Raw genomic sequence first — 14,269 nt, forward strand, 5'->3', positions numbered from 1 at the left:
CGGCTCGATCGTTGGTGATCGCGTGGTGTACCGCTCTACACAAAGTGCAGCCATTAGCTCACCATTTGCAGCCGCCAATCGGGCCGGATCTGCGAGGGCACAGCGAGCGGCTTCCGCAATGTGGGGCAATGAACCGGACATACCGGAATAGACTATGAATGCAATCAGGACAGAGCTTGAGAAGGTGACCGCCTTTGACCGACCTCTGCCAGTCAGGGCCACCTAGCAGGCTGGTCAAATCCGATGCAAGCGACTGATTAAGTCGAATGCAAATGAGTGGTCAGTTGGAGTGCAATTACCCAGATGCGGGTACTGGTCAACCTCGTTGTCTTTTCGATGCCCACTCGCTTCATCCTCGGGCTGTGAAATTCCATCAGGCGTCATGAAGGATCTTCTTGATGGCATTTACGTACCCATGTTTGTAGATCTCGCGCCTATTTACATCCTTGACTTGGCCCACAGCGCTCACGGCCCATTCTTGGTGTTGGAAGAATTCATCCGATATGGCGGCCTTCAGTGCGTCGATCTCCATGTCATTGAGATCCAATCCCTGCACTAGCTGCGCCCCACCGTTCTCAGAGGCCTGTTCGAATCGCCGAATAGGTCGCCGATCAATAACCAGCTCGCTGTGTGCTTTGAGGGTATTAAGTTCATTGCGATAGCGGTTGCGCTCGGCAATGATCTGACCAAACAGGGCGCGGAGGGCCGGGTCTGGGAGCCGTTCCAGCAACTCGTAATCCTTTGGAACCCGGTTGGCTTTCGCCAGAGGGTTAATAGGAGCTTTCATTGACGCGCCGGCCAGCGCAGCCCAAGCCTCTATGAGTTGCCGGAATACCAAGCCCGTTTTATTGCGAATGGTTTGGGCGCTTGGGCCTCCTCGATCGGCTGATAGACGGGCAATCTCTGCAATCGAAAAATTTCGATTGCCAGCTGCGTGTTGTGATTTCAGCACGTCATTGAGAACCGTCAGCGACTTCGCCTGTCGTGTTGACGCTAGCGACTTGAGGTCTTCATAAATCGTCTGAGGGTCAATCATGACTTGAACCCCTGAATTCTCTTCGCTGGAATGGTGATCAACTCGGACAGCTTAACAACGGGTCCTTGGTAGATATCTTCCAAGGCCTCGATGCCATCAGGAAGTAGGTTCAGATGCTGCCCGGTCTCCAACACTCCAGTGATGTAGCTAAAGCCTTCCAGTTGGTCGGTGGGTGATGCCTGGACTGCCATGGCCCGCATCATGGCGTTGCCGGCGATAAGTTGCATACGCTCATCCATCTGCATAAAAAGCGGGGCATAGCCATTGCTCATAAGCAGATTGTTGAGTGCCCGCGACCGCTTTTCGATGGCAGGGGTTTTGCGCAGCTCATCGGCCAGATCAGGGTAGAGTTCGGCGTCTTCACAGATTTGGGCCAGTTGCAGCAACTCCGAACGGGCTTCGATGAGGCTGATGGGCTGAAGAATGTCCTGCATGCTGCCTACAGCCACCAGCTTTGTTGCGTTGTCATCTTGCGCACGGCCTTCCTCAATGGCGACTACGCGAGCAATTAACTGAAAGGTGGCGATCATGTCTTTGGCATACTGATCGGCGAGGACAATCTGTTTCTCGTAGCGACGCTCTGCCTCCTGCAACTCGTGCTGCTGAAGGAAGGGGCGCGCTTGCTCCGTAGCCAAGTAGCGATCATCGAGTAAGAGATCTCGTACCTGCTCATGTTCTACAGCTAGGTTGGCAGCCAAGGATGCTTTGTAGCTCTGGTTATTGAACTGCGCCCGCAAAGCATCTAGGTAGCGCGCGTCGGTGGCGAGCCAACGACAGCGAGTGCAATTTTCTGGGCCATTAGGGACGGGACCATATGCATCTCCAGCATTTCCCCTCGCATACATTAATTCGCCACCATTCCAGCACCCGCCAACGCTTCCCAATTCGTCGGACTTCGCGCTGTTGCCTCCTACCAAACAAATGCCAACATGGCGGTGTTCCCATCCGACTGGATTGCGGTTTGCCAATGCTGCTTGCAGGGATGCCTCGTCCCGGTAGGCTATCCTGCCCTTGATATGACGCATGTCCGCATCGCGAAGAAAAACTTTCAAGCTATCGGTCTGTGCGGCTTCTACTTTCATAGTTGCCGCGTGCAGTGCCTGGGTCATCATGGCCGGCGTCGGTTTAGTATAGTAGAGCGTCATCAGCAGTCGTGAATGCCCAGCGATGAGCTTGGACAGCGCTGGCATTGGCACTTGGCCTTCCATTGCGAAACAAGTTAGAAGGGATACTCGTAGGCTATGCAGGGAGAATTCGGTGGCTGTCTTTTTATAAACATAGTCCCCTCCATAATCCTTCACGAACCGCAACCGGGAGCCGTCGCTGAGTTTCTGTCCGCGTGCCGCCACCCGATTTTCCAAAGTATTAAGCAACTGATACCAAACAAAGTCTAGATTAACTGCCGGAATAGGTCTGAGGCGATCTTGACCTTTGGCTTTAGCATCACGGAATAGAAAGCAAACGGCGCCCATGTCACGCTTTTGCTGTTCTGATTTGATACTTCCGAAATGCTTGGGCTCCAGCGCCGTGCAAGGCATTGGCTGGCTAATCGAATTGTATTTTTCCTGCCAATTCCGAAGTTTTTCCAGCCAGTGAAGTACTTCTGAATGCTGCCAGGGAATGGTATAGCCCCGTTCGCGCTCGGCCTTATTTTGGTCAGCCGTTTTGTTAGTGTTGATATACAACCCTGTCATGATCTCACCAATATCGGGGCTGTAGATGCGGCAGAATGCTCCACGATTCCACGGGTTCTTCTCATTACCATTCTTGAATGAGTGCCGCTGATTAATCACCCAATTGCCTTTTTCGTAGCGCCAAGTATCTGCTTCGCCTGAATCGAGAAAGCGAACTTGATAGGTTCGTAACGGAAGATGCAGTTTCACTAACAGCGCCATTGCACGGACAGGTGACCAGAGCTCGTATCTCTTTGCCTCTTTGTGGTCTTTAGTAATGGCTGTTCTGATTCGCCAAACGCAGTCGGGATCGTCAGAATCGATCATGGAGGGATCGACTTCAAACCAATCTCCCGATCTTCCAGTTGTTCGCCTATTAGGAAACTGCTGAGCCTTAACCTGTCTCGCCCACGTCCAGTCGCTGAAATTGCCAAAGGGGCGAGGACAGAGTATTTCGCGCAACTCCTTTATATAAGCGTAAGGCAGCGGGTTATGCACCGACTCTGTGGTGATTGAGCCTTTCTTGCTAACTTTTTCGAAGGGGTTGTCCACCAAAGGCATCATTCGTCCTTGGTCATTCGGTTCAGAGAATTGATGAGCTATTACCCAATCAATGAAGTGAGCAATGTAATTCTGCATACGGACGACTTCGGTAGGGCGATTAGAAAGCAAGCCTGCAAGATCGGGTAGCGCCCCATGCTTTGCGGCATGAAATAAAAAAGTAGGCTGGTGGCCATTAGGCAATTTGGGTAGGTAATGCATTGCGAGGAAAGTCATCGAGCCCAATTTGAGTGCCGTGCCTTGATTCTGAATAGCTATCCAACCGGCCATCAGTACGCGCCATTCTTCCCATTGCTGGCCATGATCCCGCGTTAGCCAGGCAAGGGTCAGATCACGGCTGCGACCATTGGATTTGGGTCTTTTTTCACCCATTTTCAATTCTTCCTGAGTTTGGCGTATGGCCCTGAAAGCAGGCCGCCTGAGTCGATGTCTTCAAACCCGGTCATCGTTAGCTCGTCCCAGTGACTGAAACGCGAATCACGGCGACCATTTTCTGTATGCTCCTCCAAGCGCTTGCTCGCCCGTGCCAGTGCTTGGCTGACATCCGCTATACCAAGGGCCGTATAAACGGCTTGGGACTCAAGCGAGGAATGATGCAGCGCTTTCTTTCGCAACACCGGATCAATACCTGCTCGGGTAAGTCGGCGGCCATAGGCGTGGCGGTGGCCGTGAGGAGAACGGCCGTCGGTCTTGGCAGTGCTCAGCCCAATCCGGGCCATCGCAGCGGCGTAGTTTTTATTGAAAGCATTTAAGGTATACGGCTGGCCCAGAGAGTTTTTCTCATAGGAAACGAATGCGTAGGGGTGATGACGCTCGATGCTGGCGAGGTAATGCAGATGTTCTCCCCACAGCTTCAGGAACAGGTGGCCAAAGTCAGTTGGAAACCAGTGCAACTGGATGTAGCCGTCACGGTGATCATGCAGTCGCACTTTCCAGCCCACATTTTTGGTGCCTCTGAGCTTATTGCGCGGTGCAAGAGCATAGGTTTCTCGAAGGTAGGCAGAGCGATTGGTTTTTCCCGTCCTACTTTTCCAGGCATCTGGTGCTTTGCCCTCTTCGGGGTGGTAGAGACGGACGAGGGCTCTGTCCGGTTCATGCGGGTCGATCAGCACGTCATGTATCCACAAATGCAAAGGCTCGCTTTCGCGTAAGCCTGCGCCGTGCATCATGAGAGTAATAAGCTGATCACGAACGGCACAACGCCTATCCTTTGCGCTGCCCACTCCCTCTAGAAAGAATCGTTCAAGTAATCTCTCGGGAAAGGCAATCGCGTCATCTTCGGTCCTGCTCAACGCCCGCCGTCCCTTAATATTGCGCGCCTGTCGGACGGTTTCGTTGACCGTCTTGTCCTTGATGTGACCAAGAAAATCGTTCTGATTACGTCGAAACCAAGCGGCATAGTTCAGGCACTGGTCATAGCTGCTGGCTGATACTAAGGGGTTCATATGCTGAACGCCCTGGTGATCGGCAAGGTAGTCGGTCAGTACCTTGAGTGCATTGAGATGCCTATTGGCCATCTTGATGCTGGCAGGTAGCCAGTAAAGGTTGGATGGATCTTGGCCGTCATCACCAACGGTGCCAGTAAATAGACGGGCTGCGAATGACTGAAACAGCGTGGCGGGATCTGAAAAGGCAAGCTGGTTGGCTTCAATGTACTGAAGCAAAAGCTTCGCCGCACTGACCACATTACGCTGCCACGACACGCTGTGATCGGTCTGCTTGTTCAGCAAACAATCGAGCAGGGGAAGGACCACCCCTTTATCGGTTAGAAGGACAGGAATTTCGCTATGAAGTCCTGAGTCATCGACCACGACCTTTGCATACGCATCCACTACCGGCATGTGACGATCCTCAACGCATCGTTCATTTGGTATAAATAGTAGATTTAAAGCTGTCAAGAATCCTGCTTTAAGAGCAAAAAAATAGCCCTCTGAGCGAGGGCTATAGTAGATCTAGTACGACATTACGAGCTGCAAAGAACTTCGGGAGGTCTTTTTTTGCCTGGGTATTGTCAGGTGGCTGCTTGGCGATCGAGCATGCGGCTGACCATCAGCGTGCCCATGGCGCTCAATTGGTGAATGGCCAGCGCGACATCGCGGTGCTTGCCGTCCAGGTCTTCGGACAGGTCCAGCAACAAGGTGCTGACCGAAGAGAAGGTTTCGAAGCTGTTGATCATCAGGGCTTCGTCGTCGATATCGGCGGCGATGGTGAAGACGCAGGGCGGTGGATTTGGGGTTGGCTTGAACATGTCTTAACTTCCTCGAATGAGGCTGCCATCGACTCGCTACTAAACGATTAGGTGGCAGCTGTGCGCAGGTTAGTAGACCGGGGAAGTTAAGCAAAAACCGGCGCATCCGAAGATGCCCTGCACACAGCCGCCATAAAGAACGGCACGGTACGCGCTTAACTTGACCCTCAGGCTACTAAACCTGATCGCTGATGAGCAGCGACCGAGCAACCTTAGAGACGACAAGCCAGCCGTACAAGCCGGCGGATTCTGGCGCAACTGTAGGCAACCGCGCAAGGTAAGGTAGCCTGCGCCTGACGCCCTACGCAGCCACTGTAGGAGCGAGCTTGCTCGCGAAAAACGCCAGGACACCACATTTCTTCAACATTTACGCGTTATCGTTAGCGACCTTCGCGAGCAAGCTCGCTCCTACAAGGATATCTCCATTGAAACGTCGATTTGTGTTCGCTCTGTTATTTGTCAGCGCCAGTGCCAGCGCCGCGCCGCCCACGCTTGAGCCGTTGCTTAACAGCATCGCCGAACGCCTGGAGATTGCCGACCAGGTCGCCCTGAGCAAATGGGACAGCAAAAAGCCCGTAGAAGACAAAAAACGCGAGCAGGAAGTGATCGCCAGCGTTGTCGCCCAAGCCCAGAGCTACAAGCTGGACCCCTCCGCCGCCGAGCAGTTTTTTTCGGCGCAGATCGAGGCGAACAAACTGGTGCAATACACCCACTTGTCCGACTGGCAGTTCCAGGGCAAGGCACCGGACGACCCACGCCCGGATCTGGTCAAGCAGATTCGCCCGCAGCTGGATGAACTGCAAAAGCGCCTGTTGCAGCAGCTGGCCGACTTCACCCCACAGCGCACCGACCCGCAGTGTCCGCAGTGGCTCGCCGAGGCGGTGCATGAGCCACTCAATGACCCGCTGCGCCAACTGGCGATGATCCGCGCCACTGCCGAGCTGTGCATTCGGCCTACATGATTTAAGGCCCCGTCCGGCATCCTCTCCCACAGGGGTAGCCATAGCCTGATCGCTCACTGACCGAACAGGATTGAACTATGGATACCCTCAGGTGCTTGCTTGCAACAGCCGTGGGCTTGTCGTTGCTCGGCTGCGGCACTCAGCCGATGAACGCAACACACATCGAAAAAGAAGTTTTGCTTGAAAGCAGCGAGTCGTGGGATGGCACCCCCTACAAAGCCTACCCCTCCGGCCCGCCGCAACTGACGCTGATACGGCTCAAGATTCCTGCGCATACGCAGTTGCCGTGGCACACCCACCCAATGCCGAACGCTGCCTACATCGTTTCGGGAGAGCTGACCGTTGAAACACGCAAGGGCGGCATGACGCGCACCCTGCGGCAAGGGCAGACCCTGGCGGAGATGGTTGGCATCCCACATCGCGGTACCACCGGGGACAAGCCAGTCGAACTCCTGGTTTTTTATGCGGGGCGTCCGGACATGCCGCTTTCCGAACAACACTGATACATCTCCTGCACCGGATCGTCTTCCCCTCGCACTGGAAACGATCCGCCACACTTCCTGAACAACCTTCATAAAACTGCACTATATTGGTGCGCAAGACTGCACCCTCGCCAGCTGCCCAGCCCATTTTGGTTCGATTTTTGCCAAACAAGCTGGCAGAACGCCACAGTTTCGCGCCTAAACCCCTTATTTCAGGGCTTTAACGCTTCTTTTCGGAGCCTTGGTTTGGTTTTTGCATTTTCCTTGTATCAGCGTGTGCCTCAAGCCTGCGCCTTGCTCCAAAAGAGGTCCCGATGACCATCAGCGATGCACTGCACCGTTTGTTACTCGACAACCTGACCACCGCGACCATCCTGCTCAATGCCGACCTGCGCCTTGAGTACATGAACCCGGCGGCGGAGATGCTCCTGGCCATCAGCGGCCAGCGCAGCCATGGGCAGTTCATCAGCGAGCTGTTCACCGAGTCGGCCGAAGCCTTGAGCTCATTGCGCCAGGCCGTGGAGCAGGCGCACCCGTTCACCAAGCGCGAAGCGATGCTCACCGCCCTGACCGGCCAGACGCTGACCGTCGACTACGCGGTGACGCCGATCCTGAGCAATGGCGCCACCCTGCTGCTGCTCGAAGTGCACCCGCGCGACCGCCTGCTGCGCATCACCAAGGAAGAAGCGCAGCTGTCCAAGCAGGAAACCAGCAAGATGCTGGTGCGCGGGCTGGCCCATGAGATCAAGAACCCCCTGGGCGGCATACGTGGCGCAGCGCAGTTGCTCGCCCGCGAGCTGCCAGAGGAGCATCTCAAGGACTACACCAACGTCATCATCGAAGAAGCCGACCGCCTGCGTAACCTGGTGGACCGCATGCTCGGCTCCAACAAGCTGCCGTCCCTGGCCATGACCAACGTTCACGAAGTGCTGGAGCGCGTCTGCCAACTGGTCGACGCCGAAAGCCAGGGCTGCATCACCCTGGTGCGCGACTACGACCCGAGCATTCCCGACGTGTTGATCGACCGCGAGCAGATGATCCAGGCGGTGCTCAATATCGTGCGCAACGCCATGCAGGCCATCAGCAGCCAGAACGAGTTGCGCCTGGGCCGCATCAGCCTGCGTACCCGCGCCCTGCGCCAGTTCACCATCGGCCATGTACGCCATCGCCTGGTGACCAAGGTCGAGATCATCGACAACGGCCCGGGCATCCCGGCCGAACTGCAGGAAACCATCTTCTTCCCCATGGTCAGCGGTCGCCCGGACGGTACCGGGCTGGGCCTGGCCATTACCCAGAACATCATCAGCCAGCACCAGGGCCTGATCGAATGTGAGAGCCATCCCGGCCACACCACGTTCTCGATCTTCCTGCCATTGGAACAAGGAGCCCCCACGACATGAGCCGTAGTGAAACTGTCTGGATCGTCGATGACGACCGTTCTATCCGCTGGGTCCTGGAGAAAGCCTTGCAACAGGAAGGCATGACCACCCAGAGCTTCGACAGCGCCGACGGCGTGATGAGCCGCCTGGCGCGCCAGCAGCCGGACGTGATCATCTCCGATATCCGCATGCCCGGCGCCAGCGGCCTGGACCTGCTGGCGCGCATTCGCGAACAGCACCCGCGCCTGCCAGTGATCATCATGACGGCGCACTCGGACCTGGACAGCGCTGTCGCGTCCTACCAGGGCGGCGCCTTTGAGTACCTGCCCAAGCCGTTCGACGTGGATGAGGCCGTGGCGCTGGTCAAGCGCGCCAACCAGCACGCCCAGGAGCAACAGAACCAGGAAGCGCCGCCGGCCCTGACCCGCACCCCGGAAATCATCGGTGAAGCGCCGGCGATGCAGGAAGTGTTTCGCGCCATCGGACGCTTGAGCCACTCCAACATTACCGTGCTGATCAACGGCGAGTCAGGGACCGGTAAAGAGCTGGTGGCCCACGCCCTGCACCGTCACAGCCCTCGGGCGGCCTCGCCGTTCATTGCGCTGAACATGGCGGCTATTCCCAAGGACTTGATGGAGTCCGAGCTGTTCGGTCATGAAAAAGGCGCGTTCACCGGCGCGGCCAACCTGCGTCGCGGGCGCTTTGAACAGGCCGACGGCGGCACCCTGTTCCTCGATGAAATCGGCGACATGCCGGCCGATACCCAGACCCGCTTACTGCGGGTGCTGGCTGACGGCGAGTTCTATCGGGTGGGCGGGCACACGCCGGTCAAGGTTGACGTACGCATCATCGCGGCCACGCACCAGAACCTGGAAACCCTGGTGCACGCCGGTAAATTCCGTGAGGACTTGTTCCACCGCCTCAACGTGATCCGCATCCACATCCCGCGCATGTCGGACCGCCGCGAAGACATCCCCACCCTCGCCCGCCACTTCCTCAGCCGCGCCGCTTTGGAACTGGCCGTGGAGCCCAAGCTGCTCAAGAGCGAGACCGAGGAATACCTGAAGAACCTGCCATGGCCGGGCAACGTGCGTCAGCTGGAGAACACCTGCCGCTGGATCACGGTGATGGCGTCCGGGCGCGAAGTGCATATCAGCGACCTGCCGCCGGAGCTGCTGAGCCTGCCGCAGGACTCGGCGCCGGTGACCAACTGGGAACAGGCGCTGCGCCAATGGGCTGACCAGGCCCTGGCACGTGGCCAGTCGAACCTGCTCGACAGCGCCGTGCCGGCGTTCGAGCGAATCATGATCGAGACCGCGCTCAAGCACACCGCCGGCCGCCGTCGCGATGCCGCCGTGCTGCTGGGTTGGGGCCGCAATACCCTGACGCGCAAGATCAAGGAGCTGGGGATGAAGGTGGATGGCGGGGATGACGACGACAATGACGACGCCTGATCACCGCTTTCTGATTCACTGAAGAACCAATGTGGGAGGGGGCTTGCCCCCGATTGCGGTGGGTCAGCTACAGATAGGCTGGCTGATACACCGCTATCGGGGGCAAGCCCCCTCCCACATTTGGATCTTCACAAGGTTTGGGGGTTGTGCACTGCTTCAATGCACCATGAACCGGCATTGGGCACGGGGTCGGTACTTGAAAGATCGTTTTCGCTGAAGAATTTTCAAAAGTTGAAACCACCGAAGCCCCAAATTCCGGGGCTTTGCGCTTTCTTGCAAGTTTTTACGAAGCAATTTGCAAACTCTGGCACGCGCCCTGCAACAACCCTGGTACTACCCAGTTTCGGGGACCTTGGTACAGGCAGGCCGAGAATCCCCTCTTTAACACCGAAGCCCTTGGCTTCACCCCGTTTTGGGAGCCCTGGTACAGGCAGGCCGGGAACTCCCTCTTTTATTGCTCATGGAGATGGATCTCCAGCCGCCAGCGGTCATCGACCTCCTGGCCCTTCCACTCCCCACGCAATGGCCGAGCCGCCACCAGGTTGAGCAGCAAACCAACGTCGGTCTTGCGCACGCGCCAGTTCACATCCTTGTCATTGACCTTGATCTGCCCACCGGCGGCCTTGCCCTGCGCGTCGAACAGCAGCGCCACGGTGCCGTCGACATGCTCGCCGTGCAGCTTGGGCTCGCGGTTGAACCACACCACCACACCGTCCACTGCAGGCTCTACCTGTTGCAGCTCGACCGGCTCCGCAGTGGTCAGGCGACCGATCATCAAGCCCACCATCAAGCCGACGATCGCCAACGAGCCCAATACCCTCGGCAATAGCTTCGGCCTCGGGTCGTCTTCGGGGGTAGAATGCAGCGCATCTTTGCCTTCGGAGCCGTGCATGTTTCACGTCATCCTTTTTCAACCAGAAATTCCGCCGAATACCGGCAACGTTATCAGGCTGTGCGCCAACAGTGGCTGCCACCTGCATTTGATCGAGCCGCTGGGCTTTGACATGGACGATAAACGCCTGCGCCGCGCCGGGCTGGATTACCACGAGTACGCCACCCTCCAGCGCCATGCCGACCTGGCCAGCTGCCTGGAAAGCCTGGGCCAGCCACGCCTGTTCGCGTTCACCACCAAGGGCTCGCGACCGTTTCATGATGCCAGCTTTGCCGAGGGCGACGCGTTTCTGTTCGGCCCGGAGAGCCGTGGCCTGCCGGCCGACGTGCTCGACGCCCTGCCTGATGGCCATCGCCTGCGTTTGCCGATGCGCGAGGGCTGCCGCAGCCTGAACCTGTCCAACACCGTAGCCGTCGCCGTCTACGAAGGCTGGCGCCAACTCGGTTTCAAATAACACCGCACAGCAAATGTGGGAGGGGGCTTGCCCCCGATAGCGGTGTATCAGCCAGCATATCTGTAGCTGACCCACCGCCATCGGGGGCAAGCCCCCTCCCACATTTTTTTACCGCGCCGACTTATTGAACCGTCGACGAACCTTCCTGTTGCATGCGCTGCAGCTCTTGAGCGTACAGGGCATCGAAGTTCACCGGTGCCAGCATCAGTGCCGGGAACGAGCCACGGGTGACCAGACTGTCCAGGGTCTCACGAGCGTACGGGAACAGGATGTTCGGGCAGAACGCGCCCAGGGTGTGGCTCATGGACGCTTCGTCCAGGCCCTGGATCAGGAAGATACCGGCCTGCTGCACTTCAGCGATGAAGGCCACTTCTTCGCCATTCTTGACGGTGACCGACAGGGTCAGCACCACTTCGTGGAAGTCGCCTTCCAAGGCTTTCTGGCGGGTGTTCAGGTCGAGCGCGACGCTTGGGGTCCATTCCTGGCGAAAGATCGCCGGGCTTTTCGGCGCTTCGAACGACAGGTCACGCACGTAGATGCGCTGCAGCGAAAACTGTGGGCCTTGGTCTTGCGCTGCTTCGGTGTTCGGTTGATCAGTCATCGCAGATCCTTCTTTATCTTGGGGTCTTAAGGGGTTAGGCGGACAGCAGCCCATCGAGTTTACCGGCGCGCTCCAGCGCGAACAGGTCGTCGCAGCCACCGATATGCCTGGCGCCGATCCAGATCTGCGGGACCGATGTGCGGCCGGCTTTCTGGGCCATTTCGGCGCGCACTTGAGGCTTGCCGTCGACCTTGATCTCTTCGAAGGCGACCTTCTTGCTCTGGAGCAACTGCTTGGCTCGAATGCAATAAGGGCAATAATCGCTGGAATAAACGACAACCTGGCTCATATCACTTCACCAACGGCAGGTTATCGCCACGCCAGCTGCTGATACCACCGGACAGCTTGGCGGCGGTGAAGCCGGACTTGAGCATCTCGCGGGCGTGAGTGCCGGAGTGCTGGCCTTGGGCGTCGACCAGGATGATGGTCTTGGCCTTGTATTTCTCCAGTTCGGCCAAGCGTGCGATCAGCTTGTCCTGGGGAATGTTCAGGGCGCCGACGATATGGCCGGCGGCGAAATCCTTGGCCGGGCGAATATCCACGACAACGGCCTCATCCTTGTTGACCAGCGCGGTCAGCTCCGATGTGCTCAGGCTGCGGCCACCACGGCTCAATTCGTGAGCGATCAGCAGCGCCAGCAGGATGACGAAGGCACCCACGAGCAGATAGTGGGCAGTGGCAAATGCAATCAGGTGATCAACCATCAAGGAGGTTCCAGGGCGTTAAAATGGCGGTAAGTATACACAGCCGCCGGGGGCGGCCAACCCCCGTAAAGCGGTGACGCGGTTGGAACTTCGCTTTAAACTGCCACTCACTTTTCCATTGCCTTCCTTTATTACCGCCGCGAGAGGATCTATGACTACCACGCCTAAACCTTTGGTCCTGATAATTCTCGATGGCTTCGGACACAGTGAAAGCCACCACGACAACGCGGTGTACGCTGCTCGCAAGCCTGTGCTGGACCGCCTGACCGCCACCGTGCCCAACGGTTTGATTTCCGGTTCCGGTATGGACGTGGGCCTGCCGGACGGCCAGATGGGTAACTCGGAAGTCGGCCACATGAATCTCGGCGCCGGACGAGTGGTCTATCAGGACTTCACCCGCGTGACCAAAGCGATCCGCGATGGCGAGTTTTTCGAAAACCCGACCATCTGCGCAGCGGTAGATAAAGCCGTCGCCGCCGGCAAGGCCGTGCACTTCATGGGCCTGCTGTCCGATGGCGGCGTACACAGCCATCAGGACCACCTGATCGCCATGGCCGAACTGGCCTTCAAGCGCGGCGCCGACAAGATTTACCTGCACGCCTTCCTCGACGGTCGCGACACCCCGCCCAAAAGCGCGCAGTCGTCCATCGAACTGCTCGACGCGACCTTCGCCGCCCTGGGCAAAGGCCGCATCGCCAGCCTGGTAGGCCGTTACTTCGCGATGGACCGCGACAACCGCTGGGACCGCGTGGCCCAGGCCTACAACCTGATCGTCGACGGCCAGGCCGAATTCAACGCCCCGACCGCCCAGCAAGGCCTGGAAGCCGCCTATGCCCGTGGCGAGAGCGATGAATTCGTCAAGGCCACCACCATCGGTGAACCGGTGAAAGTCGAAGACGGCGACGCCATGGTGTTCATGAACTTTCGCGCCGACCGTGCCCGTGAGCTGAGCCATGTATTTGTCGACGCCGGCTTCAAGGACTTCGAGCGCGCGCGCCAGCCGAAAGTCGAGTTCGTCATGCTCACCCAATATGCCGCCAACATCCCGGCCCCGTCGGCCTTCGCACCGGGCAGCCTGGAAAACGTGCTGGGCGATTACCTGGCGAAAAACGGCAAGACGCAACTGCGCATCGCCGAAACCGAAAAATATGCCCACGTGACCTTCTTTTTCTCCGGCGGACGTGAAGAACCGTTCCCCGGCGAAGAGCGCATCCTGATCCCGTCGCCAAAAGTCGCCACCTACGACCTGCAACCGGAAATGAGCGCACCGGAAGTCACCGACAAGATCGTCGACGCCATCGAGCACCAGCGTTATGACGTGATCGTGGTCAACTACGCCAACGGCGACATGGTCGGCCACAGCGGCAACCTGGAAGCGGCCACCCAGGCCGTGGAATGCCTGGACCTGTGCGTGGGCCGCATTGTCGAGGCCCTGGACAAAGTCGGTGGCGAAGCGCTGATCACCGCCGACCACGGCAACTGCGAGCAGATGTCCGACGAATCCACCGGCCAGGCCCACACGGCCCACACCACCGAACCGGTGCCGTTCATCTACGTCGGCAAGCGCGATTTCAAAGTGCGCAACGGCGGCGTATTGGCGGATGTGGCGCCGACCATGCTGATGTTGATGGGGCTGGAAAAGCCGAAGGAAATGACCGGGACCTCAATCCTGGTCTAACTCCAAGCCACACCACGAAACAGTGTGGGAGGGGGCAAGCCCCCTCCCACACTGGCCCTTCAGTGTTTCGAAGATATCTTTTTGCCATACCACCGCCACTCGGCACCTATCTTGCCCACCAGCGCCAATTGGACGTTTTTTTTGC

14 protein-coding genes are annotated in these 14,269 nt (G+C 57.8%); 6 read left to right on the top strand and 8 right to left on the bottom strand.

The features are described 5' to 3' along the window. Positions 1 to 373: 373 nt before the first annotated feature. The 4 genes from gmtX to TU82_RS17210 all read right to left on the bottom strand — a co-directional run bounded on the left by gmtX (position 374) and on the right by TU82_RS17210 (position 5,518). Positions 374 to 1,036, bottom strand: a complete 663-nt coding sequence (gene gmtX / locus TU82_RS17195; RefSeq protein WP_057724487.1) for a gamma-mobile-trio protein GmtX — start codon at positions 1,034 to 1,036, stop codon at positions 374 to 376. Continuing rightward, the gene (gene gmtZ / locus TU82_RS17200; protein ID WP_072024065.1) at positions 1,033 to 3,642 is read right to left on the bottom strand and encodes a gamma-mobile-trio integrase GmtZ; all 2,610 of its coding nucleotides are present in this window, start codon (positions 3,640 to 3,642) and stop codon (positions 1,033 to 1,035) included. The genes gmtX and gmtZ overlap by 4 nt, the downstream gene beginning before the upstream one ends. Before the next feature lie 2 nt (positions 3,643 to 3,644). After that, positions 3,645 to 5,111, bottom strand: a complete 1,467-nt coding sequence (gmtY, locus tag TU82_RS17205; RefSeq protein ID WP_057724488.1) for a gamma-mobile-trio recombinase GmtY — start codon at positions 5,109 to 5,111, stop codon at positions 3,645 to 3,647. A 170-nt stretch (positions 5,112 to 5,281) separates the two neighbouring features. Then, positions 5,282 to 5,518 carry a DUF6124 family protein gene (locus TU82_RS17210; RefSeq protein ID WP_057724489.1) on the bottom strand — a complete coding sequence of 79 codons (237 nt, stop codon included), beginning with the start codon at positions 5,516 to 5,518 and terminating at the stop codon, positions 5,282 to 5,284. A 425-nt stretch (positions 5,519 to 5,943) separates the two neighbouring features. Here TU82_RS17210 and TU82_RS17215 point away from each other — a divergent pair, with 425 nt between their 5' ends. The 4 genes from TU82_RS17215 (at position 5,944) to ntrC (ending at position 9,795) form a co-directional block, all read left to right on the top strand. Beyond that, on the top strand, positions 5,944 to 6,480 hold the full coding sequence (locus TU82_RS17215; protein ID WP_057724490.1) for a chorismate mutase: 537 nt from the start codon (positions 5,944 to 5,946) through the stop codon (positions 6,478 to 6,480). A 77-nt stretch (positions 6,481 to 6,557) separates the two neighbouring features. Then, positions 6,558 to 6,983: a cupin domain-containing protein gene (locus TU82_RS17220; protein WP_057724491.1), complete on the top strand. Its 426-nt coding sequence runs from the start codon at positions 6,558 to 6,560 to the stop codon at positions 6,981 to 6,983. Positions 6,984 to 7,276: 293 nt separating this feature from the next. Beyond that, positions 7,277 to 8,362, top strand: coding sequence for a nitrogen regulation protein NR(II) (gene glnL, locus TU82_RS17225; RefSeq protein WP_057724492.1), 1,086 nt, complete (start codon positions 7,277 to 7,279; stop codon positions 8,360 to 8,362). Next, a complete protein-coding gene (ntrC, locus tag TU82_RS17230) occupies positions 8,359 to 9,795 on the top strand; it encodes a nitrogen regulation protein NR(I) (protein WP_057724493.1) in 1,437 nt (478 codons plus the stop codon). Before glnL ends, ntrC begins: the two co-directional genes overlap by 4 nt. A gap of 451 nt (positions 9,796 to 10,246) precedes the next feature. Here ntrC and TU82_RS17235 read toward each other — a convergent pair whose 3' ends face one another. After that, positions 10,247 to 10,687, bottom strand: a complete 441-nt coding sequence (locus TU82_RS17235; RefSeq protein ID WP_057724494.1) for a hypothetical protein — start codon at positions 10,685 to 10,687, stop codon at positions 10,247 to 10,249. Between TU82_RS17235 and TU82_RS17240 the strand changes: the two genes are divergently transcribed. Further along, positions 10,686 to 11,141, top strand: coding sequence for a tRNA (cytidine(34)-2'-O)-methyltransferase (locus tag TU82_RS17240; protein ID WP_057724495.1), 456 nt, complete (start codon positions 10,686 to 10,688; stop codon positions 11,139 to 11,141). The genes TU82_RS17235 and TU82_RS17240 overlap by 2 nt on opposite strands. Positions 11,142 to 11,262: 121 nt before the next feature. Here the strand turns inward: TU82_RS17240 and secB are convergent, their stop codons facing one another. Genes secB through TU82_RS17255 form a run of 3 tightly spaced genes read right to left on the bottom strand, consistent with a single transcriptional unit; the run spans position 11,263 to position 12,446 of the window. After that, on the bottom strand, positions 11,263 to 11,742 hold the full coding sequence (secB, locus tag TU82_RS17245; protein ID WP_057724496.1) for a protein-export chaperone SecB: 480 nt from the start codon (positions 11,740 to 11,742) through the stop codon (positions 11,263 to 11,265). A gap of 34 nt (positions 11,743 to 11,776) precedes the next feature. Beyond that, positions 11,777 to 12,031, bottom strand: coding sequence for a glutaredoxin 3 (gene grxC, locus TU82_RS17250; RefSeq protein ID WP_057724497.1), 255 nt, complete (start codon positions 12,029 to 12,031; stop codon positions 11,777 to 11,779). A 1-nt stretch (position 12,032) separates the two neighbouring features. After that, on the bottom strand, positions 12,033 to 12,446 hold the full coding sequence (locus TU82_RS17255; protein ID WP_057025458.1) for a rhodanese-like domain-containing protein: 414 nt from the start codon (positions 12,444 to 12,446) through the stop codon (positions 12,033 to 12,035). A 151-nt stretch (positions 12,447 to 12,597) separates the two neighbouring features. Here TU82_RS17255 and gpmI point away from each other — a divergent pair, with 151 nt between their 5' ends. Then, the gene (gene gpmI, locus TU82_RS17260; RefSeq protein WP_057724498.1) at positions 12,598 to 14,124 is read left to right on the top strand and encodes a 2,3-bisphosphoglycerate-independent phosphoglycerate mutase; all 1,527 of its coding nucleotides are present in this window, start codon (positions 12,598 to 12,600) and stop codon (positions 14,122 to 14,124) included. Positions 14,125 to 14,269: the final 145 nt, after the last annotated feature.

The sequence above is a fragment of the Pseudomonas orientalis genome, from assembly GCF_001439815.1.
Taxonomy (GTDB): domain Bacteria; phylum Pseudomonadota; class Gammaproteobacteria; order Pseudomonadales; family Pseudomonadaceae; genus Aquipseudomonas; species Aquipseudomonas orientalis.

Excerpts from the sequence above, each read along its gene's own strand:
- gmtX (WP_057724487.1), bottom strand. The coding sequence starts at position 1,036 with ATGATTGACCCTCAGACGATTTATGAAGACCTCAAGTCGCTAGCGTCA.
- gmtZ (WP_072024065.1), bottom strand. The coding sequence starts at position 3,642 with ATGGGTGAAAAAAGACCCAAATCCAATGGTCGCAGCCGTGATCTGACC.
- gmtY (WP_057724488.1), bottom strand. The coding sequence starts at position 5,111 with ATGCCGGTAGTGGATGCGTATGCAAAGGTCGTGGTCGATGACTCAGGA.
- TU82_RS17210 (WP_057724489.1), bottom strand. The coding sequence starts at position 5,518 with ATGTTCAAGCCAACCCCAAATCCACCGCCCTGCGTCTTCACCATCGCC.
- TU82_RS17220 (WP_057724491.1), top strand. The coding sequence starts at position 6,558 with ATGGATACCCTCAGGTGCTTGCTTGCAACAGCCGTGGGCTTGTCGTTG.
- glnL (WP_057724492.1), top strand. The coding sequence starts at position 7,277 with ATGACCATCAGCGATGCACTGCACCGTTTGTTACTCGACAACCTGACC.
- ntrC (WP_057724493.1), top strand. The coding sequence starts at position 8,359 with ATGAGCCGTAGTGAAACTGTCTGGATCGTCGATGACGACCGTTCTATC.
- TU82_RS17240 (WP_057724495.1), top strand. The coding sequence starts at position 10,686 with ATGTTTCACGTCATCCTTTTTCAACCAGAAATTCCGCCGAATACCGGC.
- TU82_RS17235 (WP_057724494.1), bottom strand. The coding sequence starts at position 10,687 with ATGCACGGCTCCGAAGGCAAAGATGCGCTGCATTCTACCCCCGAAGAC.
- secB (WP_057724496.1), bottom strand. The coding sequence starts at position 11,742 with ATGACTGATCAACCGAACACCGAAGCAGCGCAAGACCAAGGCCCACAG.
- grxC (WP_057724497.1), bottom strand. The coding sequence starts at position 12,031 with ATGAGCCAGGTTGTCGTTTATTCCAGCGATTATTGCCCTTATTGCATT.
- TU82_RS17255 (WP_057025458.1), bottom strand. The coding sequence starts at position 12,446 with ATGGTTGATCACCTGATTGCATTTGCCACTGCCCACTATCTGCTCGTG.
- gpmI (WP_057724498.1), top strand. The coding sequence starts at position 12,598 with ATGACTACCACGCCTAAACCTTTGGTCCTGATAATTCTCGATGGCTTC.